Here is a 23,853-nt window from a genome sequence, read left to right on the forward strand (position 1 = left end):
TTTTATGACTTTTCAGACATAAAAAAGTCCGCTTTTTCAAACGGACTGCAAATGTATATAAATTATCATTCGAAAAAAACTTTTTTCGAAAAATTTGCCCTTCAGAATCCTAGGAGTATGTGCGTTGCTTTTGCTTGCGTTTCTTAAGTTGGCGCTCCAGTGAACTGGCTGCAAGATCCGTTCCTTCCTCGAAGGTCCTGGCTTCTTTTTTAATCATGATATCTTCTCCCGGCATACTGAGTAGTATCTCGACCGATTTATTTTCCTTTTCCCTAGGTTTAATCACTTTGAGATAAACCCTGGCGGAGATTATACGATCGTAAAAAAGTTCGAGTTTGGATAAGCGCTTTTCAACAAACTCAATCAACTTGGCATCGGCGACAAAATTCGGTGTTTGAACATTTACTCTCATAGATCGTGGATTTTGGGTTAATGAAAGGGGGAGGTGCAGTTGGTGGCCAACATGGGCCTCATGTAAGATTATCTCATAGTCAAATATTTTAGTCTTCAGAGTTCCTTGGATGAGCCTTCTTATGAATGGACTTAAGCTGGGCTATACTGTTGTGGGTATAAACCTGGGTAGAAGCTAGGCTGGCGTGCCCTAAAAGTTCCTTCACCGCATTGAGATCAGCTCCTTCGTTCAGCAGGTGAGTTGCAAATGTATGCCTGAGAATATGTGGGCTGCGCTTCACCTTTTCCGAAGTCGTACTAAAATAAGAATTTATGACCCGGTAAACAAGTGATTCATAAATTTTTCGCCCTTTTTCAGACAGAAATAAATAACTCTCATCCTGTATACTCTCAAGCCCACTTCTCTCTTTCAAATACTGATTCAAGGAATCAAAGACTGCGGGTAATAAGGGAATGATTCGCTCCTTGCTGCGTTTTCCAAGGACCTTTATGCTTTTAGTGTCCCTGGAGATATCTCTCAACTGTAGATTGACCAGCTCTGCTCTCCTCATACCGGTAGCATAGAACAACTCTACCATCAATCTGTTCCTAGTTCCCTTGAATCCCGCTTCGGCATTTAACAACCCCATGACCTCCTGCATTTCTTCTTTGGAAAAAGGCACCTGCAACTTCACTGCCGTTTTCAATGCTTTATGCCTGGCCAGTGGATTCTGATCTATGCTTCCCGTTTTAAGTAAAAAACGATAGTAGGCTTTCAGTGAAGATATCTTCCGATTGATACTGCGGTTACTAATGCCGGAATCTACCAGGTGGACGATCCAATTTCTAATGAGGGAGTAATTGACTTTCTCCAGCCCTAAGGTCGGGTCAGTATCTTGGATGAAATCTGAAAAAAGCTCAAGGTCACGGCGGTATGCCAGCACCGTATGGGGTGAATAATTCTTCTCCAGATCGAGGAATTCGATAAAGGCCTTTTGGGACATAAAAAAAACCGTTGTCGGATTAAAGATAACCCAAACAACGGATTTATTATTGTATTGACGGGGGCCAGCCCCTATTTATTACAGATTTTCCGCGTCGCGTAGAGATTGGATGTACTGCGCTTTCTGGACTTCTGCACGTCTTTTGACAGACGGCTTTGTGTATTGCTTACGAGCACGTAACTGACGCATTGTTCCCGTACGGTCAAACTTACGCTTGAAACGTTTTAGAGCTCTCTCGATATTTTCTCCGTCTTTAACTGGTATGATTAACGTAGTCTATACACCTCCTCTCTTTTGGGACGGCAAATTTACGGACAAAAATTAGAAATATTGAACAGTTCTTTAAAAAATAAAGTAATTCCAAAAAGATCACTGCTTAAAAAGCGTAGCACGTCGGGTCAGATCTTCGATCAACTTCTCCTCTTCCTCGCTTTCTAAAAGCAAGTTATAGCTCTTCCAAAAAGCCTCATTGTAGGGACGGTTCTGGAAGATATCGTCGGACCATTGCTGTGCTCTTGCCTGCTGAACGAGTAAAGAATCTTGCACCACTTCTGTAAATAGGATCTCCTGGACAGTATAGTAGAATTGCTCTTCTTTACTTTCCTTGGTCTCTTCCTCTTTGTTTCTATCCGAAGACCGATTCCCAATATTGACCAATTTGGGCGTTTCATAATAGATGTAGTTGGGATACATCTTACCTTCAAACTCCCTGTAGGTCATTAGTAATTTGTGATTGACCAGGGTGTCGAAGAGGCTTCTACTGCGCCGGATCTGTATCTCTGAGGCAGCGACCAATTCGTACTCTATCTTCTTGATGGCATAATTATCCCAATTGATATACAACCAGCCATTTGCCTCGAAACCTTCGTTATAGGCATTTCGAGTGTCCAGCCCGACATACTCTGTACTCTTATCGATCCGGATCTTATACACTTTTTGCCCATCATCAACCAACACGGTATCCAAAGTAAACTGATGGTTCTCTAAAACGTCCGGGCCGAATAACGCATTCTTGGTATTGGCATTGCGAACAAGATTAAGCTGACCCTGGAACAACTTATCTAGTCCATTAATACGCTTGTCATTCCAACGAATGGCATTGATCAGGGATTGGGTCTCTATGGTGTCCCGGTTCAATTTCTGATAGCGTCGGTCTATCTCATATCCCTTGCTTTTTAGATAGGAGGTGTAGGCGAACAAGCTATCAACTTCTCTCAGATCATAACTTTTCCGGATCTCATCTATATTGACCATCAGATTATCCGCTGCACCAGAAGCAAAACTGGAATCATACACGGTCAAAGCGCTTTCAATCAACCATTTGTACTGCCTTTTGTTTCGTTCTTTATGCCTCAGAAAGCCCTTTTGAAGATAAGGTCCTTCTGGCAGATTATCCTCTAATTCTTCAATAGCTCGTAAAACGATATCATTCCCCGTCTTTGGCCTGGTCTCTGCGATCAGCAAGACCTCATCCAATGAAGCAATGTCCTCTTCTAAGAATACATCCTCGCTGCCATCAAATTCACTGACCTTAAACTTCATGCTTTTATACCCGATGGAGGAAATCACTAAGGTATCATTAGCCCACTTACCAGGGACCACCAAAGAGAACTTCCCATCGGAATTACTAATGGTTCCAATGGTTGAATTCTTTACGTAGACGCTGGCACTCTCCAGAGCCTCAAAAGTGGCAAAGTCAACGACTTTACCTTCCATTACATACTCGGATTGACTAAAGCTTACAGCCGATAATCCAAGTAAAAAAAGAAAGACAAAACTGGATTTTAGGTTGTTCATCATTTGGGAACTATTGTTAGTGACCGTTAGCCGTTAGCCGTTAGCCGTTAGCCGTTAGCCGTTAGCCGTTAGCCGTTAGCCGTTAGCCGTTAGCCGTTAGCCGTTAGCACAATTTAAAACTTTTCAAGTCAACCATAAGCTACACTGCCTCTGGTTGATCCAACTCGCTTAACGCTTAACTCTTAACGCATAACTATACTCTTTGGGGTATTAATCCCCACCCGAGACAATTTACATAGTCTACTAATCAGTCACAAATCTTTCGATTCACGATGCATACGATTCATAAATCACAGTATCGGGATTCATGAATTAAGAGAGGTTAAAGGCAATGTCCTCTCTTCAGACCGCCCGATAGCTATCGGGTCTCTTCACTCTTCACTTTCAAGTTGCCGGCTTATACTCCTTGCCATCGATCACCATCTTTGCGATGATCTCCCTGAGGATCTCAGATGTACCCCCACCAATTGGTCCCAACCTGCTATCCCTCAAGTTTCGAGCCAAAGGGTATTCTTCCATATAACCATAACCACCCAGCATCTGCAGGCAGTCATAAGCTACCTGGTCTGATACCCTGGTAGAAACCAATTTGGCCATACTGGCCTCCTTTACTACATATTCCTTCTTGCCCAATTTCCGGGCTGTTTCGTAATTAAAGGTCTTGCACATTTCGACTTCTGCCGCCAGATCTGCGATCTTGTGCCGTAATGCCTGGAATTTATCGATGGTCGTACCAAAAGCCTGCCGATCTTTCATATACTGAATGGTGTACTCCAATGCCCATTCACTGCGGGCGTGGGCATTTACAGCCATGATCAGTCGCTCCAGAGCTAAGTGTTGCATCAAATATCCAAACCCTTGCCCTTTTTCACCCAATAATTGATCCTTGTGAATGCGAACATTGTCGAAGGCGATCTCTCCGGTGTCACTGGCACGCCATCCAAGTTTATCCAATTTGGTAGCCGATATACCCGGGGTATCTCTGTCCATAATGAACATACTTATCCCTTTACTTCTGGCAGCTGGATCCGTTTTAGCCGCGACCACCAAATAATCACTGTAGACTCCATTGGTGATAAAGGTTTTGGATCCATTAATGATATAATGGTCTCCCTCTAAAACCGCCGTCGTACGCATACCAGAGACATCACTTCCCCCAAAAGGTTCGCTTATACACAGACAACCCATCAATTCACCTGAAATACTTGCGGGCAGGTAGCGTTCCTTAATGGCATCGCTTCCCTCCGCCAAGACATGCGTCATTGCCAAATAGGGATGAACCCACATGGCCGCAGCAAACCCTCCGCTATTGACCCGTTGCAGTTCTTCCAAGTAAATAACCAAATAGAAGATATCCAGGTCCAATCCTCCATACTTCTCGGGATAAGAGATTCCAAAATAACCCATCTCCCCCATCTTTTTCCAGATTTCCTTGTCGATGGTCCCGCTTTCTTCCCACTTTTCTATGTGAGGAACGGCTTCTTTCTGAAGGAAGTCCCTAAAACTCTGTCTGAAAAAATCGTGTTCTTCTGTAAAATGCATTGAATATTGAATTAAGACTAACGGGAAAAGATCGAAAATGCGTCCGAAAATCGTTTCAATTGGTTGGTTATTCCAAGCTCAAATATACTTCAATTAATGCGAATTCTCTTAGGCCGATTTCAGGAATTGAACGAAGTTCAGACCAGTTTTTAAAACCCCCGATCTTCCTCCGTTCCAACCAGATCGATCGAGCTACTTCATATCCAATTCCGGGTATTGTTGCCAAATCTGAGGCAGATGCTTGGTTCACGCGGATCAAATCCACAGATCGTGGCTGATCGAGTGTAAACCGGGATTTGATCCGCTTGATCAATTCCGCATCAAGACCGTAAATGGCATATAACTCATGCATATGTGCGAACCCACCGATTCGCTCCCTGAAGGTCTTGATCTGTTTGCTTTTAACTGATCCTATGCCACGTATTTGTATAAAGTCTTCTTGAGTAGCCGTGTTAAGATCTCCAATGAGGGATGTTTCCTTAACCACTTGTCGGGGTTTACCGGAGTTTTGAAGAAACTCGGGAAGTTCAAGATATGGTGCAATACGTTCCATAACTGAATCGGACAATTGTGTAACCATCTGAAACTGTTCCAGGGAATTGATCCAGTTCCCGCTTTCACGAAAAGCTGATATACGATCTACGGCAACAGGTGGAAGGCCCAGAATATACCCCCGATAATCATTTAGGAAAGTGGGATTGAAGGGGTAGATTACTACCCTACTCTTCATCTGACGTTCTCGCCTGAGATTATCCAGCAACTCGATCTGACAGCGCATCTCATCATCCAACACAGGAGCATTCAGTTCTACCTCCTTCTTCGGGAAATTCCGATAGAACAAGACAACGAGAATGAGGGCCATTAAAAAAAGAATCCCGTCGCGCTGACCGGCAGTCAACTTACGACGGGATGAATATCGTTCCATATGTTCATGACATATGGGGAGTTTTACCTCCTATAAAGATAAGCATATTATTTGCCTTTTATACCCTTTATCGCATCCAGATACTTGGCCATTTCTTCTCGCACCTTCGGGAACAGGAAGAAGAGTCCAATCATGTTGGGGAATACTAAGGCAAGGATCATAGCATCCGAGAACTTGATCACGGCATCCAGGGTAGCAGCAGCTCCAATGACAACAAAGACTAGGAAGAGACATTTGTAGATCAAATCAGCACGCTTTCCTTTTCCGAATAAATATTTCCAGGACTGCAGGCCATAATACGACCAAGAGATCATGGTCGAGAAGGCGAACAACACGATCGCGATGGTCAATACGTAGGAGAATCCAGGGATGACCGAATCAAAAGCGCGGGAGGTCAAATCCACTCCACCTAATGCCTCTCCAGATCCATTCAGGATCACACTACTTCCATCTACAGACCCATAAGTAAACACACTTTGCAGATTGTCGGCATCGATATTGAAGAAGATGATCACAAGTGCAGTCATGGTACAGATCACGACGGTGTCGATAAACGGTTCCAATAACGCAACCACACCTTCGGATGCTGGATACTTCGTCTTTACAGCCGAGTGGGCGATTGCAGCAGAACCTGCACCCGCCTCGTTGGAGAATGCCGCCCGTTGAAAACCGACGATCAGTACTCCGACCAATCCTCCAAGACCGGCCATTGGCGTAAAGGCCCCATTGAAGATCAATCCAAAGGCATCATCCACATAACTGAAGTTCGCAAAGATGATCACCAACGCAGCTAAAACATAAATACCGGCCATAAACGGCACGATCTTTTCCGTTATACTGGCGATCCGCTTGATACCACCGATGATCACAATTCCGACCAGGACAGCCAGGATAATACCAATAATTACTCCGGTAGCTCCTCCTTCGAGTCCCATTAAGGAAGACAACTGAACGGTAGCTTGGTTGGATTGGAACGCATTACCTCCACCAAAGGAGGCACCCACGCAAAGAATAGCGAATAAAGCTCCTAAAATTTTACCCAAACCGGAGAAACCTCTTTCTTTAAGTCCTTTTGACAAATAATACATTGGACCTCCATATACCGTTCCATCTGCACCAACATCCCGGTATTTTACACCAAGCGTACACTCTACAAACTTGGTCGCCATACCGATCAATCCACAAACGATCATCCAAAAGGTTGCTCCGGGCCCTCCCAGAGCGATGGCGACGGCTACCCCTGCGATGTTTCCTAGTCCAACTGTACCGGAAACAGCTGTTGCCAGTGCTTGAAAGTGAGAAACCTCACCTTCCTGACTCTCATCCCTAATGGTACCTATTACATCGCCATCCACGGTCAGACCTGTAGTGTCTGCCGAAGAGGTAACGGCTTCATGATGGTCAATTTCGTCGTATTTCCCACGCACTGTATTGATAGCCAAAGGAAACTTCAAGATGCTTGGGAACTTAAAATATATGGTAAAGAACGTGGCTCCAGTTACTAACAAGATTACCACAAAAGGCACATCATATTCACCTAATGGAACTGTCGTCAGGACGAATCCTTCCCACCAGGTGGCGATGGGCATGAACCAATCGTTGATCCGCTCGTCCAGCCCTTTTTCGGCTGCTTCCTGCGCGATGGTCAAAAATGGAAGAAATAAAGTTAACAGGGATAGGAAAGCTTTCCTCATAATGGAGTTATTGGTTCGAACTTTTGATTTTGAGCTCAGCAAGATGCTAAAAAAAAAAGCGAATTCAAATTTTCTCCCCGAATTAATGGTGCAGTCTAAACCTCGTATTGCTGCTTCAGGCTTTCGATCTGATTGGGGCGTCCGATCACGATCAGTTTTGATCCCTGCTCCAGTTTTAAAGATGGGTCCGGATTGACGATATACTCCCCTCCAGGAGTTTTGTAACCAATGATGGAGCAACCCGTTTTCCGTCGAAGATCCAAATCCCGAATGGTCAATTCCTCTCCAGAGGGGCAAACCTTCTCAAAGGGTATCTGCTCTACATTTATGCTATCGTCTTCACCCGAAACAGAAAGGTTATCCAGGAATTCAACCAGATCTGGAACCACCACTAATGAGGCCATGTGATCTCCCCCGATCTTATCCGGTAAAATGACATTATCGGCTCCTGCCAGCTTCAACTTTTGATAGCTGGTCTCTTCAGTTGCACGGCTGATGATCTTCAAATGAGGATTCAATTGGCGCGCGGACAGTACAATGAATAAATTATCCGCATCACTGGGCAATGCACTGATCAGGGTAGAAGCCCGTTCTATTCCGGCCAGATTCAGCACCTCATCCTGGGTTGCATCTCCATCTAGAAACAGAATTCCATCCCCCCTGTGATCGTCGATCACTTCTTCGTTGGACTCGATGACTACAAAATCCTTGTTGTAGTTCTTTAGCTTTAGAACGGCCTGTCTTCCATTTCGGCCAAAGCCGCAAACAATGATATGGTCCTTTAGGAGTTGGATCTTGGACTGCACGCGTTTTCTTCTAAGGTTAACAATATTGTTTCTGCTGATGATATTCTCTGTGATCACCTTGATCGCATAACCCACAATAAAGATACTGGAAAGGATGAGTATGGAGGTGAAAATTTTCTCATTCTGACCCAAGGGTTCTACTTCCTTAAAGCCAACGGTGGAAACCGTAATAATAGTCATGTAAATCGAATCTACTAGACTAAAACCAAACATCCAATAGCCTACAGAACCAATGACTAGTACTGAAAGTACCAGTAAAAGGGCCATGGTTATACGTGAAAATGGTAGACGGATCATAGATCGAAGACGGAAGTTCGTTTGGTGTAGACCAGGTCCTTTAGTCGAAGCCAGAACGCCAGGGTCAGGTAGATGGCGAAGCCCACTCCGAGTGTTGCAAAGGAGACATAGATAAAAAAGAGACGCACACTTTTAGCGCGCATCCCTAGTCGATCTGCTAGACGGGAACAAACATAGAACCCGCGCTTCTCAAAATAATGACGTATGGAATAGACCAGCTGAATCACCCCTGAAAATTAGCATAAATTACGCAAACAGTGACTGAGATCGATCAGTTAGAGATAACCTTTTTCACGCATCCAGTCATCGTTGTACATCTTGCCAACGTATCGACTTCCATGATCGTGGAATAGAACAACAACGACATCATCCGGGCCAAAGTGTTCTTGCAGTTGTAATACCCCTTTGATGGCTGCACCTGCAGAATTTCCACAGAACATGCCTTCCTTTTTGGCCAATAACTGGGTGTAAACAGCTGCATCCTTATCTGTAACCTTCGTAAAGCCATCGATAATGTCAAAATTGACATTGGCCGGCAGAATGTCCTCACCTATGCCTTCAGTGACATAGGGATAGATCTCTTTTTCGTCAAAGATGCCCGTTTCGTGGTATTTTTTGAAGACGCTGCCATAGGTGTCCACTCCCCAAACTTTGACATTTGGGTTTTGCTCTTTCAGGTATTTCCCGACACCAGAAATAGTTCCTCCGGTGCCGACCCCAACCACAAAATGAGTTACTTTCCCATCCGTCTGTTGCCAGATCTCCGGACCCGTGCTTTCATAGTGAGCCTGGGCATTGCTGGGATTATCATATTGGTTGACATACCAACTATTTGGTGTTTCTTCCGCCATTCGCTTGGCAGTGGAATAATACGACCGGGGATCTTCTGGCGCAACCTCAGTTGGACAAACTACGACTTCACTTCCAACGGCTTTAAGAATATCTACCTTTTCCTTACTCTGTTTATCTGTGGTGACACAGATCATGCGATATCCTTTGACAATTGCCGCCAGTGCCAAACCCATACCGGTATTCCCACTGGTCCCTTCCACTATGGTCCCTCCAGGTTTCAGCCGGCCATCAGCCTCGGCATCTTCTACCATCTTCAGGGCCATTCTGTCCTTCACCGAGTTACCCGGATTAAAGGTCTCGTATTTCGCCAAGACCAGACAAGGCAGATCTGCCGTTAAGGTGTTGAGCTTGATAAGGGGAGTGTTCCCTATAGTTTCCAGAATGTTCTTCGCGTATTCCATCTATTCGATTTGGCGATGCAAAATTACAAAACCCCTTTTGCATTTTACCCTACCACTATCTAATAAATATGCTATTCGAAACGGATCGCCTTGATGGGTCGAATTCGGGCCACCAGGTAGGACGGGATAAGCAGCATGACCAAACAGAGTAGAAAGGTCCCTGCATTCAGGGCCAGAATATAACCCAGGTCCAGGTAAACCGGTGCTTCTGTAACATAATAAGTATCTGGATCTAAGGGGAAAACCTTGAAATATTTCTGCACCAACAGCAGTCCGATGCCTAGTATATTCCCCCAAAGCAGCCCTTTCCCGATCAGGTACATCGAATTATATAGAAAGATCTTGCGGATGGACCAATCTGAGCTACCCAAGGCCTTTAGTATACCGATCATTTGAGTTCGTTCTAAAATCAGGACCAATAAAGCAGTTATCATGTTGATCCCGGCAACGAGGATCATGATACCGATCATCAGGGCGATGTTGAAATCGATGAGATCCAGCCACTCGAATAAGGCGTAATATTTTTCGCGTATGGTCTGTGAGTCCAGCTCACTGCCGATATCCTCATAAACAGCATTTCCCACTTCCTGGATCTGATCGAAGTCTTCCACAAACAGCTCGAAGGACCCGATCTGATCCTCTTCCCATCTGTTCAAACGCTGAATGTGACGAATATCCACCAACAAATACTGCTGATCAAATTCCATAAAACCACTCCGGAACAATCCAACCACCTCAAAACCACGACTCCTGGCCCGGTTGGTATTCTTAGAATCAAAGAAGTAGGTATTCACCTTATCACCCACCGAGAGCCCAAGACGATTGGCTAGAAATGATGATAACAGAATTTCCGTGTTCAGATTTCCACTGTAGTCAGGAAGCCGGCCGGCTATGAGAAAATCTTCAAAGGCATCCCACCGATAGTCCGAACCAACACCTTTGACCACTACCCCTTCAAATTCTGTTTCCGTTAGTATAACTCCTCCCTTCAAAGCAGATATCTGAATGTGTTCTACACCTGAAAGGGATGTAGGATTCGGATAAAACTCCTGCCCCATACGAATTGGGATCTGGGAATCGTTAGAGAAGTTAGTGTCGAAATTGGAAATGATGATGTCCCCGTTAAAAGCGGACACCTTCTCCCGTATCTTTTGCTGCAGGCCGATCCCAGTCGCAATGGAGATCATCATCATGACCATACCGATGACGATGGCCGTGATGGCAATTTTAATTATTGGGGCCGAAATGCTACTTTTATATTCTTTGTTGGTAGCGATTCGTCGCGCCATGAAAAACTCAAAATTGACCCGTTCCAAATGCGATTGATTCTGCTCAAAAATACGTTTTTATTCCTTGTCCTTGGGCTGATAGGCTGTATGGATCAGCAGGCACAGAACACCTATTCAGATTCTGTCTCAGATAAGGGTTCTAAACTCTATTTAGGGGCCGAAAGAATGAATGAATATCTACCTCTCTTAAACGGAAAAAAAATTGGTGTGGTGGCCAACCAGACCACAGTACTCTACCGGAATAACGGAAGCAATATTCACCTGGTGGATAGTTTGTTGAGCAGAGGGATTCAACTGCAGAAGGTCTTCGCCCCGGAGCATGGTTTCAGAGGAGAGGCAGATGCAGGAGAGCTAGTCAAAGATGGTGTTGACACTCAGACTGGATTACCCATTGTCTCCCTATATGGAAAGAATAAAAAACCAAGTGCGGAACAGCTGCAAGGACTGGACTGGGTGATCTTTGATATTCAGGATGTAGGAGCTCGGTTCTACACCTATATCTCCACCCTGCATTATGTCATGGAAGCCTGTGCCGAACAAGGCATTGCCGTAATGGTGCTAGACCGTCCGAATCCCAATGGTCATTATGTTGATGGGCCGGTTTTGGAAGTCGCAAATCAGAGCTTCGTCGGTATGCACCCGGTGCCCGTAGTACACGGCATGACCGTAGGAGAATATGCCCAGATGATCAATGGTCAGAAATGGCTGAAAAATGAGGTCCAACCAGAGCTGAAAGTGATCCAAATGCAAGGATATAGCAAAGGCATGTTGTACTCACTACCCATCCGTCCCTCACCCAACCTACCGAATGATCAAAGCATCAATCTTTATCCCAGTCTTTGTTTCTTTGAAGGTACGCCAGTGAGCGCAGGTCGGGGAACCGAGACCCAATTCCAGGTCTTTGGTGCTCCATTTCTTCCTGAAGACCGATACAGCTATGGTTTTACTCCGGTTGCAAATACAGGTGCAAAATATCCTAAGTTCAAAAATGAAGCTTGTAGTGGCATTGACCTGCGGGACTATCCAAAATTGGATCAGCTAAACCTCAAGTGGTTGATCCAGGCCTACCAGGACAGTCCTGACAAGGACAAATTCTTCAATAATTTCTTTGTCAAACTGGCTGGAACGGATCAATTGCAGCAACAGATAAAGGATGGTTGGAGCCAGGAGCAAATCCGCGAAAGTTGGCAAGCGGGCCTTAGCGCTTATCGTGAGATGAGTTCGGCCTATCGGTTGTATCCGGACTGATCAGTAATTAGGTAATCGCCTTTTCATCTCCTCAACGATATTAAAAGCTGCCGGGCAGATAGCAACATTCTTTATGGTCAGATTGCTGATCTGGTGGAATTTTTTCCTATCGGTGTGTGGGTATTCCCTACAGGCCTTTGGCCGTACATCGTAAACAGAACAATAATTATCAGTTCCTAGGAAGGGACAGGGTACCGATTGTAATACATAATCCTGGTCCTCATCCAGGCGCAGGTACTGATCGATGAACTTCCCGGGCTTCATGCGGAAATGACTGGCCAGTCGCTCTATATCGCGATCTGTGAATAAAGGCCCGGTGGTCTTGCAACAATTGGCGCACTCCAGGCAATCCGTCCTGGAAAATTCATTCTCATGCAACTCCTGCATAAGCTGATCCAGCTTGGCCGGTGGTTTCTTGCGCAGTTTAGCAAAGAAGCGCTTGTTCTGCTTCTGTGTATCTTTGGCCAGGTCTGGAAGTTGTTTCAGAAAGTCGTCCATCCCTCAAAATTAACTAAATGCAAGACATCTTTGGCCAGGCATTATTGGATTACCAATTAGGAGATCATCATGCCGAGATCCTGACCGAAACCAATATAAGCGAAGAGGAAGCCGTGCCGGTTCAGTATTTCTTTCGCATGTATGACGATATGCCCCCGTTGGAACAAATTGCTCTCCAGCGAAGCGATGGGAAGGTTCTGGACGTAGGATGCGGTGCCGGAAGCCATAGTTTGTGGCTGCAACAGCAAGGATTGGATGTACATGCGATCGATATATCACCTGGTGCGGTCCAAGCAGCCCGGCTGAGAGGAGTAAAAGATGTGGAGCACAGAAACCTTTTGGATGTTACGGGAACAACCTATGATACCATCCTTATGCTGATGAACGGCAGCGGAATTATGGAGAAGCTGGACAAGGTTCCATTCTACTTGGACCAATTAAAGAAGTTAATTACACCAACAGGTCAGGTGCTCTTGGACAGCAGCGATTTGCAATACCTGTATCCAGAAGGAGATGATGGCGCAATCTGGATCCCGGCTGGACGTTATTATGGAGAGGTCGATTATTGGGTAAGCTATAAGAATGAAAAGAGCCATCCCTTCCCTATGCTCTACCTGGATTCCGCAACGCTGAGCGAGTTAGCTCGTGCCGCCGGTTGGCAGATGGAGATCGTCCAGGAAGGAGAACATTTTGATTATCTGGCAAGGTTGACCCTATTGTAACGACCTAATCAATATTCCACGTCTCGGATGTACATTAAAAAAGTATGGAATCCGGAACAGGTAGGATTTTAAACAGTATGTTTGTTATACTATAAAGTGAGCTATGAAGTCAATGTATTTGAAAGTATTGAGTTTGTTATTCTTGGTTGTTCTTGCAGCCTGTAAGAGTGACGATGGAGGAGACAGTAGCCCTGAAGAGGATTCAAACGCCGGAAATAATCTTGCTCTGGGTGTCTCTGCTGGTGATCTGCTTACCGGGGGCAACTTCCAAAGAATGGTGATCGAATTCGTCTATTCCGAAGGGTTTCGGCCGCGCCAGGAAACCATCGATGCATTCAGGACCTTCCTAAACGCACGTGTCAATAAACCAGGAGGAATTGTATTTGTGGAAACTGTGATCGATCCTCCGGCCGGAGCACCATTCAATGCTACGGAGATCAGGGAGATAGAGGCCAATAACAGAACTCAGTTCAATACAGATGATACCATAGCCGTCTATGTCTTCTTTAGCAACGGCAGTGCTTTCGGTGACACCCAGACTGGATTTACCTTAGGTACGGCCTATCGCAACACTTCTATGGTTGTCTACGAAAAGACCTTGCGGGATGTTTCCCTGGACAATCCTGATTTTGATCTGGGAAGACTGGAGATCACAACGCTGAACCACGAGTTCGGACACATACTTGGACTGACCAATATCCTGGGAGATGACATTCATGAAGACCACGAGGATGGCATCAACAGAAAACACTGCATTATCAATGACTGTCTGATGTATTTTGAGGCTCAGCGGAGCTCGCGTGAGATGCTCAGACAAGTATTCCGCAATGATGAGGTACCCCAGTTAGATGAGCTGTGTATAGCAGATCTTCAGGCCAAGGGCGGAAAGTAATTCGTCCTTAAAGGCCTTTATAAACGGCCTCTCCTCCGATAAATGTTGCTAGCACTTTGGTATTAGGTATCTGATCCTCTGCCATCTGCATAAGATCACCGTCAAGGACCACAAAGTCTGCCATTTTACCAACTTCGATGCTTCCTTTTTCGGTTTCCTCAAAATTGGAATAAGCCGCCCATATGGTCATGCCTTTAATCGTTTCTTCTCGGCTCAATGCCTCCTCCATACGGAATCCGCCCTCAGGATATTGTTGAAGGTCCTTCCTGGCTACTGCAGCATAGAATGTATGCATGGGATTGACACGCTCTACGGGGAAATCAGTTCCAAGAGCGACTATACCTGCCTTATTCAATAAGGTTTTAAAAGCATAGGCTCCTTTGATCCTTTCGGAACCAACCCTGTCCTCGGCCCAGTACATATCGCTAGTGGCGTGAGTAGGTTGCACGGAAGGGATAATGTTTAAAGAGAAGTAATCAAAATCCGCAGGGGTAACAATCTGGGCGTGTTCGATCTTCCAACGAGCGTCTTCCTTCCCTTTGAGCGCTTCTGTATAGGCCCGCATCACGGCAATATTAGCTGAATCCCCAATGGCATGGGTATTCATTTGGTAACCTGCATAGGCTATCCTTTTCGCAAGGGCGGTCAGCGTTTCCTGATCTGTGATCATAGCACCGTAATGACCATCTTGGTCAGAGTATGGGGAGCGCATGGCAGCTCCTCTTGACCCTAAAGCTCCATCTCCGTAGACTTTGACCGAGCGAACATTGAGCCTAGGTGTTTTGATCTTGCCTTTACTCAGAAAGTGATCCAGGTTGTCCGGGTAATTACTGACCATGGCGTATACTCTTAACTTCAATAAGTTCGACTGCTGTAGGCTATCGATCAATTCTATCACCTCCCGGCTCAAACCGGCATCATTGACGGTGGTCAGCCCTAGTTCCATGCATCGGTCTGCTGCTTCCAATAAAGCTTCTGTCTGTAGTTCCCTGGATAATGGCGGAATAATAGCCCCTACCAAAGACATGGGTGCATCCACTAATATACCGCTAGGCTCTCCGTCCTTTAGAACGACCTCTCCGCCCGGCATTTTGGTATCCGCCGTTATCCCGGACATTTCCAAGGCCTTGGAATTCACCCAGAGTGCATGGCCATCAATTCTGCGAAGGGCAACCGGTGTATCAGGGAAAACTGCGTCCAGCATTTCCTTGGTTGGAAATTCCTTTACATCCCAATCGTTCTGATCCCATCCCCTTCCCTGGATAAAACTCATCTGCTTCTCGGCCTGGAAAGAAGAGACCTTCTGGATCACATCCTCGGCGCCTGTTGTGCCTACCAAGTCAACTTGTTGCATCCCCACACCCAGGTTGTACAAGTGCGCATGCGCATCAATCAGTCCAGGAAAGATACTCTTACCACCAGCATCGTAAATTTGAGCAAAATCATAGGTTGCTTCTAACGACTCTTCACTGTCAATAGCGACGATAAGTCCATCTTTGACCGCAAAGGATTCTGCAGTGTCAAAATTGTCGTTAACGGTATAAATGTTGGCGTTGGTGACTAAAAGATCGGCAGTCTCTTTGTGTTGCTGGCAGGCCACTAGGCTCAAAGCAGCGACCAGAAGGATGGTATTTCTCATGGCGTGTTTCATTTCCTCAAATTTACGGAAACAGAGCCTAGTATTAAACGCCTCTAGTTATCAGGCTTTTACCAATCGAACTTATAGGTAGCCCCAAGCAATGCTTGAATTCTCTGAACCGGAAAATTCATCCATTTTTGATAATTCTGTCCCGTGAGGTTACTCCCGTTCAAAAAGATATTGAAGCGATCATTTACCCGATATCCGACATGAGCATTCAGATCAAAATAACTATCCAGGCTCATCAAAGTTGGTGGCAACAAAGGTGTGGTTTCATTCATAAAAAGGTCCTTTCTCTCCCCTACGAAGAAGAACGACACTCCCCCATAGATCTGTTCTGTGATATTGAAATTGGAATAGAGGCTGGCCTCAAAGTCCGGCAGGTTCCAAGGTTCCGCCTGATTGGTCAGATCGTACTGATAGAAAGACCCATTCAGACCAAGTGAGAAATTGTCCGATATCTCCACTTTTAATTCTCCGAACACAGACAGTGTCCTTATATCGTCATATACGATGCCAAATGAATTTCCGTTCTCATACCCCTCAAAATTGACGGACATCCCCTTATACGGATTGGCTTGGAACAAAGCCCTGTTCTCCTGACTTCCATAACTCACACGCAAGTTATATCCCACTGTATTAGAGGCCTTTCCTTTCAACCCCAGGAAGGCGTCGTATTGCTCATTGGTCGGAGCGATCCACAGCGTTGGAGACACAAAAGGATTCTCTTGCCGGAACTGGTCATAGCTATTTTGGCGCAGTCCACCATCGGCACCACCATAGGCAATCAGCACCTCATCTACCAATCTGTAGGATGCATTGATCCTTGGATAGACATAGAAGTCCGTACTGCTATTTTTCAGATCGAAACCAAAAACCACAGCTGCCCCAAGTGAGACTGTAAAATCGTCTTCGGTATAATTGAAGGCCGGAGTTATACCTGTTATTAGATAGCTGTAATCCAGCTTCATTAGATTGGCATAATCCCGATCGAACCCACCGCTCAGAAAATCCAGATCTCCCTGCAGGTTGATGGAGAAATCGTCCACCGGAAAATCGAATCCAACTCCTAACTCTCCCCTAAACTCGGAAGAGGAGAAAGCATCGGTCAAGATAGAGAGCTTTCCCCTAGCCTCCTGGAATGTAGATTCATCCATCTGAACCTCTCCCCCAGCATAAGCACTGAAATAGGTCTGTTGAGGATCGATGGCATCTACAACCCCCATTTCGGCCTCGTTAAAAAGCGGATTAAGCCCATACCAATTGAACAACTGATGTTGAACCCCTGCATTGACCTCATAGGCCAGGTCGCGTTGACGGCTGATATAATTTCCATCCAATTTGGTATCGTAGAATTTGTTCTCCAACAACACATCGTCTATGTCTCCCTGAGAGGAATTGTGCCTGAAGAAAATGCCTGCATTATCGGTTCTGGAAATTTGGAAATTGCTAAAGAGTTCTGCCAGAACAGAAGTGTAATTCCCAAAGCCCAGTGAGGCATAACTATCGTATAACTTCATGGGTTCTGACTTTTCCACCGTAGCTGCCTGGCCCTTGGCGGGCGTGAAAGTTGATGCAACTGGAACAGAAAAGATCTCGTAACGCACATCCTTTTTCCGGGTCGTTACGGAATCGTCCAGAAGCGGAGTCTCTCTAACCTTAAAGGCGTCCGAAACACTTGGTGTATAAGGTTTCACCACATTCACCACTTCAGTACCCAAATCTTGCTCCTCCTGGGCCAGCAAAGAACTTCCGATAAATAACGGAAGCACCAGTAGTAAGTTGATTACAAATTTTGACAAGCTAATTTGATCTAAAACTTTTACCATCTTCAAAACAATCTGGGGATTAATCGTTACCATCCGTTTCTACAGACGAATTGGTTTTAGACTGGGCGGCCTTGATAACGGCCAACTCGGATCGAGCCTCTGAGACCACTTCTGGGAATTCGGCAAAATTTTCGATCACGCTTTCCAGGATGTAAGTTGCCTGGTAGGCATCTTCCAAGCCATAGAAGTTCCGAGCCATTAAGACCAGGCCTTTCGCTCCATATAGCTTATAACCTGAATAATCACGGGCCAGTTGTTGCACCGAAGCATTGGAAGCTTCAAAATCTCCATCCTGGTTTTTAAAGTAAGCGTCGTAGTACAGAGCCTCGGCCGCTAACTGCCCTGTGGCTATCTTCAACACCTCCGTGTAGGCCGCACGTGCCTTATCTTCTTCTGCCGTCTCCATGGCCGAACGGGCAATGATCACTTGGGCATCACTCTTTATGGCGTTGTCTATCTTAGAATTGGCCAGGACCTTTTCAGCATACTGAACGGCTTCGGAATAATTTCTGAGCTCGTAATGCGATTTCATGCTGTTGGTCTGGGCGAAGATCACATTCTGAGGGAAATTGGCAACAGTTTCCAAGCGGGATAGATAGGCCACGGCCTCCCCATAATCATTCTCGGAAAGCAAGATTTCAGAAAGTCTGGCCAAGGCCTGCTCGGTAAACTCGTTTCGTTCCCGGTCTGCGACGGCTTTGTAATGAGGCTTGGCTTCGGTTTTCTCATTGTCACCAAACTGCAATTGGGCCAAGTAGAAATGTGCCTTCAGGGAATGCTTGCCATTGGGGAACTGCTCCAAATAATCTGCGAATCGACCCTTGGCCTGCCCAGGTTTGTTTTCCAGATAAGGTCTTTCGGCTGCCTGATAAGCCGCATCGTCCAATTCTGCGTCGGCTACTTCCACAAAATCCAGGGTTTTTACCCAGCGGGCGTATTCGTCCACCTCGCCCAGGTCTATATAGATGATCTTTGCAGAACTAACCGCTTGCAATGCTTCGGGGGTGGACGGGAATTCACCGGCAACCTGTTTGAACAATCGCAAGGCCTCCCGGCTATCACCTCCGTTATCATAGATCAGCGCTTTCTTTAATAAGGTCCTGGCCACAAAACCACTTTCCGGTAACTGTCTTAGCAACTGATCGTAGGCCTCGATGGCGTCTTGGGTTCTGTCCTGTGCAACCAGGGTATTGCCCAATTCGTACAAGGCATCGTCCCTATAGATGGAATTTGGATAACGATCTCCGAACTGGGACAAAGCGACTAATTTTTCCTCTATCTTCCCGATGAAACCGTAGCTGATGGCCCGTTGGAAGGCCGCGTAATGCTGGTCTGGTGTTCCCTGGGTAATGGCCTGGCTATAATTGTCTATGGCCGCCTGGTAATCGCTGGTCACAAAATAACTATCCGCGATCCGGACCAGGGCATCTCTTTTCCGACTGGCTTCCGCACTGGTCTTGGAAACATATTGTTTAAAGCTACTTATCGCTGCGGGATAGTCGTTCAGTTTGAATTGATTATACCCAATGGCATAGGCACTGTTCTCGAATTCTGGAGTATCCGATGCTCTCGGGAGCTGCATGAACTGCCGATATCCGATCAGGGACTCGTCGAAATTTGACTGCAAGTAATCGCACTCCGCTATCCAATAGGTCGCCCTGGCAGTATACATGGCATCCCTGGGTTCGCTCAGACTCTTTTGAAAGAGCTCCCTGGCCTGCTGGAACCGGTTCTCGTTAAAAAGTTCCACCCCGCGGAAGAAAGCGACCTTTTGATAGGCCAACTTATTCTCAAATTTCTTGTTGTTCTCCAGCAGATCGAGAGCAGCGCCATAGTTCCTGGAACTGATGTAAGAGTCGATCAGCAATTCTTGCAATTCATCGTTGTTCGCGTTATCCGGGTACTGATCGATAAAGGACAACAGTACCTCCGGTACTGGCCGGTAACTATTCCCGATCTCATAACTAAGTTTGGCATAATTGAGCCATGCATCTTGTTGGATCTCGGCCGAGAAATTCATCTCCGAAGCATTTTTAAAAGCATTGAGTGCCTGCTGTTTCTGATCCAGTTTCAAATAACTCTCGGCTAGGTGGTAGTAAGCGTTTTGTGCGACCTCATCCCGACCGCCTACGATCTTGTTGAATTCTCCTATGGCGTTCTGATAATCTCCCTGTTTGTAGTAGGTATATCCCAATTGGTAATAGTCCGTATTGGACCAGCGACCATCCTTACCCCTATATCCTTGCAGATATGGCAAGGCCTCATCGTATTGCTCCAGATTGAAATAACTCTCGCCTATGATCTTGGATAATTCGCTTTTCTCCCGGGCATTGGACTGGTCAAATTGCTCCAGGCCAACCTCGATCGCCTTCTCAAAATTTCCCAGCTTGAAGTTCATATCCGCCTCGTAGTAGGACAGGCCATGCGCATAGCGATCTATTCCCTTTATCTCCTCAAAATATTCAGTAGCGCTTTGGTAGTCTTCTTCTTCATATGCGATATAACCCAAATAATACTTGGACTGCGCACCGTACTTTTCCGAATTGCTCACACGGTTCAGGTATTTTTGGGCCTCTTCATAACGCTTGCTACTGAAGTAGGCATAGCCATTATTGAAGTAGAATTGTTCTTTTTGTGCAGCGTTCAAGGCATTTTCGTCCACCTTGTCAAACCACTTCCTGGCGTAGGCGTACTTTCCATTCTCAAAATAATAATTGGCCACATTGATATAGGCCTCGTTGCGCTTGATGCTTGTTGGATAATCTGCCACAAAAGCTTCCATCAGACCGTCGGCATTTTGTTGGTTCAAGCGGACCGCACAACTGGCGATATAGTAAGCACAGTCGCCTTGTATCGTCTGATCACTGGACTTCTGCTTGACTCGTGTAAATAAGGTTTGGGCGGCTAAAAATTGACTGTTCGAAAACAATTCGACCGCTTTGTTATAATCTGAAAGTGGATCGGTAAAAACCGCTGTCTGCTGACCAAATACGGGAAAAATGGTCAAGCCAACCAGCAGTAGTAGCAGGAATTGACGGAGCATGCGATTTGGATTAATTGATTTGATTGATGACGTATTGACATAATAACGGCTCATTTTCCCGTTAATTATGTAAACGGCCAAACGACCCGTTCAGCTAGCGAAAATTACTGTATTTTTAACCTTCACCTTCGGATCAAATTATTTTCTTATGAAGAATGCATTGTTAATAGTGACAGCCCTTCTTTTGAGCGGTCAAATTGTTCATGCCCAAAAAACCAAGGTCCTTGTCGAACGGAATGGAAAAGTGGGAATAGGCACCAATCAACCCGATGAATTACTGACCGTTAAGGGAGTTATTCACACGCGGGAGGTGAAGGTCGATATGAAAGGTGCACTGGCTCCGGATTATGTATTTGAGTCCTACTTTGATGGCGAATCGGAACTCAATCCAAATTATCAATTGATGGAATTGTCCGAATTGAGAACTTATTTGGAGGAGAAAAAGCACCTACCGGGTCTTCCATCCGCTGCTAATATGCAGCAAGAAGGAATAATGCTAAGAGCGATGAATTTGAAATTACTCGAAAAGATAGAGGAATTGACGATCTACACCTTGCAGCAACAAGAAACGATCGATCAATTGAACCTTCGTCTGAAAAAGGTCGAAAACAATCAATAATAAAAGCCCCAAAAATGAGCGAAATCGTCCTCAGTCTTAAAAATGCATCTATTTTCCAACGGGAGAACCTGATCCTTTCCGATGTAACGGTCAAGATAAAAAAGGGAGATTTTGTCTACCTCATCGGGAAGACCGGAAGTGGTAAAAGTAGTTTCATGAAGACCCTTTACGGGGATATCCCACTTCAAAAAGGGCAGGGCACCATCGTTGGATTTGATCTGTCTACCCTGGCGGAACGGGAAATACCTTTTCTAAGACGCAAACTGGGCGTTGTATTCCAGGATTTCCAGTTATTGAACGACAGGACGGTCAAAGATAATCTGGCTTTCGTACTAACGGCAACAGGCTGGAAGGATAAGGCCAAGCAAGATCAGCGCATCAACGAGGTGCTTGAGAAGGTAGGAATGAAGACCAAGGATTTCAAATATCCCTATCAATTGTCTGGAGGAGAGCAACAGCGAGTAGCCATAGCCCGGGCTTTATTGAACGATCCGGAACTGATCCTGGCCGATGAGCCAACAGGTAACTTAGATCCTCAAACCAGCGTAGAGGTCATGGAAGTACTAAAAGAGATCAACCAGAACGGGAATACCATCTTAATGGCCACCCACGACTATGCCCTGATCCTGAAATACCCGTATAAAACCCTTAAATGCGACGATCACCAGATCTTCGAGGTGGTTCAGAAAACCGTTTGATCTAGTCTGATCGCTTATTCAGTTTACAGTTTTGCTCCATATCGGAGTCTATCTTCAAATGAACTGATCCATCGGGTCCGGGTTTGAAGTGAGTCCCCTCTTCCAAAATTACAGCTGTTGATGCGGTAAGTTCCAATTGAGCAGATTCCAGAATCTCCAGGTCACTAAAGCACACTTCTTTAGAAAAGGATCTAACCGGGAAATTCCAGCGATCAAATCGTTGATTGCTTATTCTTGCTGTAGCTTCCGGGTTAAATAGATCGTGAACCAGTTTAACCGCACGGCCACTGTGTAACATGCCCGCTCCATAGTTACCTCGGAAAGGCTCATTCACAGCGATTTTGTCCAGCCTGGTCGCAGTTAGTTTCAAAATAGGTTCTATCTCCTTGGCTGAAAGGCAAGGATAGAGAGACAACATCAATCCGATAGTACCGGTCACAAATGGCGCAGATACAGAGGTGGCTGCCGTTTCAATATATTGGACTTTATCCTCCAAAATCAGTGCTGAACCTTGCAGGACACCGACGGCCGGCGCAACCAGGTCTACCTCCGAATTTAAAGTGGCTGTCGCTACCGGATAAATTCGCATAGGATTGCCTATTCGACCATCTTTATAGCCAGCTGTCCGACCAACAAAGCCAAAGATGTTTTCAACATAGGGTTTCCCCGATTTTTGGTATTTCAAATTGTCCTCAGGTCTCTCGTACTTCCACATCACAGATGAAACTGAGATCACCTTATCGTAAGATGCAGGATACATATAGTCCTGTCCTTTGTTTTCCGACCAAGGCTTGTTTCCAGCTCCAGCGACCAATACGGTTCCTTGGGCAAACATTTCATCCACCGCGGCCTGACCGGTATCATAAAATCGGGAGCTAACCCAACTACAATTGATCACCCTAACGCCATCGTCCGAAAGCTCTCTGAGTTGTTTAAAGTCTCGGAATCCTCCATAACGGGTAGCGGCTAGGTTACAATCGTAGCAAATGCCCGGGATACCTACCCCATTATCACCTCTCGCTCCAAGTACAGCAGCAACTCCAGAACCATGACCATTGGATTGAGTAGAAAGTTGATAGACCTTTACCTTTCCTGCAAATTCCGGATGCAGTGTATCAATTATTCCATCGGCTACACCTAAGACGGTTTGGGGAGTTCCGGTAGAATAGTACCAGGCCTGTGGCAACCCCAACACATCCAAATAATCCAGCATGGCCTCCGCTCCCTGATTGCTTCCAATGGTACTGGTCGATCCGTAATCATTGGGCTCATAGATCTTCATTTCATCCTCCGACCATCGTTTACCCTTACTGAAAAGAGATGAGGAATTCTTTTTCAAGTCTTCTATTAGCCCCTTCCCACTAGTTCGAACAAAGAACTTTCGGATTCCCTCTCTTCCGGCTGTACCAGCCTTGGTCTCCGTAAACTGATAAATATCGTATTTGGACAATACAGCCTTTAGCTTTTGATCACGACCGGTGTAGCCCATTTTCCCATTGGTCATTGCGAACTCCGGCTGCCAATTGGCATCCTCGGTCTCCAAGGTATACCAAGCTTCCTGCTGAGCTTGAACAGTCCAAGTCGAATTCAAAAGAAGACCTATCAGGAGAAAAAATGAAAGCCGAAGAGTGTATCCTTGATGTTGTTGTGTTTTCACTATGAAAAGAT

Annotated in this window: 21 protein-coding genes; 5 read left to right on the forward strand and 16 right to left on the reverse strand. The window is 45.7% G+C overall.

Translation table 11 applies throughout. The annotated features are described in order from the left end of the window. Nucleotides 1-109: 109 nt before the first annotated feature. From hpf to BST85_RS07955, 11 genes are all read right to left on the reverse strand, one after another. Nucleotides 110-412, reverse strand: coding sequence for a ribosome hibernation-promoting factor, HPF/YfiA family (gene hpf / locus BST85_RS07905; RefSeq protein ID WP_104812753.1), 303 nt, complete (start codon nt 410-412; stop codon nt 110-112). A gap of 88 nt (nt 413-500) precedes the next feature. Next, nucleotides 501-1,394 carry a tyrosine-type recombinase/integrase gene (locus tag BST85_RS07910; protein ID WP_104812754.1) on the reverse strand — a complete coding sequence of 298 codons (894 nt, stop codon included), beginning with the start codon at nt 1,392-1,394 and terminating at the stop codon, nt 501-503. Between the two features lie 78 nt (nt 1,395-1,472). Further along, on the reverse strand, nt 1,473-1,661 hold the full coding sequence (rpsU, locus tag BST85_RS07915) for a 30S ribosomal protein S21 (protein ID WP_104812755.1): 189 nt from the start codon (nt 1,659-1,661) through the stop codon (nt 1,473-1,475). A gap of 102 nt (nt 1,662-1,763) precedes the next feature. Continuing rightward, complete coding sequence (locus BST85_RS07920) at nt 1,764-3,194, reverse strand: carboxypeptidase-like regulatory domain-containing protein (protein ID WP_104812756.1); 1,431 nt, start codon at nt 3,192-3,194, stop codon at nt 1,764-1,766. 381 nt (nt 3,195-3,575) lie between these two features. After that, a complete protein-coding gene (locus BST85_RS07925) occupies nt 3,576-4,733 on the reverse strand; it encodes an acyl-CoA dehydrogenase family protein (protein ID WP_104812757.1) in 1,158 nt (385 codons plus the stop codon). Between the two features lie 67 nt (nt 4,734-4,800). Further along, the gene (locus tag BST85_RS07930) at nt 4,801-5,658 is read right to left on the reverse strand and encodes a helix-hairpin-helix domain-containing protein (RefSeq protein WP_104812758.1); all 858 of its coding nucleotides are present in this window, start codon (nt 5,656-5,658) and stop codon (nt 4,801-4,803) included. A 47-nt stretch (nt 5,659-5,705) separates the two neighbouring features. Next, entirely contained in the window at nt 5,706-7,352 is a 1,647-nt protein-coding gene (locus BST85_RS07935) for an alanine/glycine:cation symporter family protein (RefSeq protein WP_104813947.1), read from the reverse strand. Nucleotides 7,353-7,447: 95 nt separating this feature from the next. Continuing rightward, nucleotides 7,448-8,425 (reverse strand): potassium channel family protein, encoded by a 978-nt coding sequence (locus BST85_RS07940; protein WP_245917657.1) that lies wholly within the window; start codon nt 8,423-8,425, stop codon nt 7,448-7,450. Between the two features lie 26 nt (nt 8,426-8,451). Then, the gene (locus BST85_RS07945) at nt 8,452-8,682 is read right to left on the reverse strand and encodes a PspC family transcriptional regulator (RefSeq protein ID WP_104812760.1); all 231 of its coding nucleotides are present in this window, start codon (nt 8,680-8,682) and stop codon (nt 8,452-8,454) included. 48 nt (nt 8,683-8,730) lie between these two features. Beyond that, nucleotides 8,731-9,708, reverse strand: a complete 978-nt coding sequence (locus BST85_RS07950; protein WP_104812761.1) for a PLP-dependent cysteine synthase family protein — start codon at nt 9,706-9,708, stop codon at nt 8,731-8,733. A 71-nt stretch (nt 9,709-9,779) separates the two neighbouring features. Continuing rightward, a complete protein-coding gene (locus tag BST85_RS07955) occupies nt 9,780-10,997 on the reverse strand; it encodes an ABC transporter permease (RefSeq protein WP_104813948.1) in 1,218 nt (405 codons plus the stop codon). A gap of 27 nt (nt 10,998-11,024) precedes the next feature. Between BST85_RS07955 and BST85_RS07960 the strand changes: the two genes are divergently transcribed. Continuing rightward, nucleotides 11,025-12,245, forward strand: a complete 1,221-nt coding sequence (locus BST85_RS07960; RefSeq protein WP_104812762.1) for an exo-beta-N-acetylmuramidase NamZ family protein — start codon at nt 11,025-11,027, stop codon at nt 12,243-12,245. Here BST85_RS07960 and BST85_RS07965 read toward each other — a convergent pair whose 3' ends face one another. Then, on the reverse strand, nt 12,246-12,743 hold the full coding sequence (locus BST85_RS07965; RefSeq protein WP_104812763.1) for a YkgJ family cysteine cluster protein: 498 nt from the start codon (nt 12,741-12,743) through the stop codon (nt 12,246-12,248). A gap of 17 nt (nt 12,744-12,760) precedes the next feature. Here BST85_RS07965 and BST85_RS07970 point away from each other — a divergent pair, with 17 nt between their 5' ends. Beyond that, nucleotides 12,761-13,465, forward strand: a complete 705-nt coding sequence (locus BST85_RS07970) for a class I SAM-dependent methyltransferase (protein WP_104812764.1) — start codon at nt 12,761-12,763, stop codon at nt 13,463-13,465. 103 nt (nt 13,466-13,568) lie between these two features. Continuing rightward, a complete protein-coding gene (locus tag BST85_RS07975; protein ID WP_104812765.1) occupies nt 13,569-14,357 on the forward strand; it encodes a zinc metalloprotease in 789 nt (262 codons plus the stop codon). A 7-nt stretch (nt 14,358-14,364) separates the two neighbouring features. On the opposite strand, the gene BST85_RS07980 is transcribed toward BST85_RS07975, so the two are convergent. From BST85_RS07980 to BST85_RS07990, 3 genes are all read right to left on the reverse strand, one after another. Then, nucleotides 14,365-16,008: an amidohydrolase gene (locus BST85_RS07980; RefSeq protein WP_245917658.1), complete on the reverse strand. Its 1,644-nt coding sequence runs from the start codon at nt 16,006-16,008 to the stop codon at nt 14,365-14,367. A gap of 56 nt (nt 16,009-16,064) precedes the next feature. Further along, nucleotides 16,065-17,768 (reverse strand): TonB-dependent receptor, encoded by a 1,704-nt coding sequence (locus tag BST85_RS07985; protein WP_181039990.1) that lies wholly within the window; start codon nt 17,766-17,768, stop codon nt 16,065-16,067. Between the two features lie 76 nt (nt 17,769-17,844). Continuing rightward, complete coding sequence (locus BST85_RS07990) at nt 17,845-20,868, reverse strand: tetratricopeptide repeat protein (protein ID WP_104812767.1); 3,024 nt, start codon at nt 20,866-20,868, stop codon at nt 17,845-17,847. A 148-nt stretch (nt 20,869-21,016) separates the two neighbouring features. Between BST85_RS07990 and BST85_RS07995 the strand changes: the two genes are divergently transcribed. Further along, a complete protein-coding gene (locus tag BST85_RS07995) occupies nt 21,017-21,487 on the forward strand; it encodes a hypothetical protein (RefSeq protein WP_104812768.1) in 471 nt (156 codons plus the stop codon). A 14-nt stretch (nt 21,488-21,501) separates the two neighbouring features. Beyond that, entirely contained in the window at nt 21,502-22,185 is a 684-nt protein-coding gene (locus BST85_RS08000; protein WP_104812769.1) for a cell division ATP-binding protein FtsE, read from the forward strand. A 1-nt stretch (nt 22,186) separates the two neighbouring features. Here BST85_RS08000 and BST85_RS08005 read toward each other — a convergent pair whose 3' ends face one another. Then, entirely contained in the window at nt 22,187-23,842 is a 1,656-nt protein-coding gene (locus BST85_RS08005) for a S8 family peptidase (RefSeq protein WP_181039991.1), read from the reverse strand. Nucleotides 23,843-23,853 lie beyond the last annotated feature (11 nt).

Origin of the sequence: Aureitalea marina (genome assembly GCF_002943755.1) — a bacterium.
Classification (GTDB): domain Bacteria; phylum Bacteroidota; class Bacteroidia; order Flavobacteriales; family Flavobacteriaceae; genus Aureitalea; species Aureitalea marina.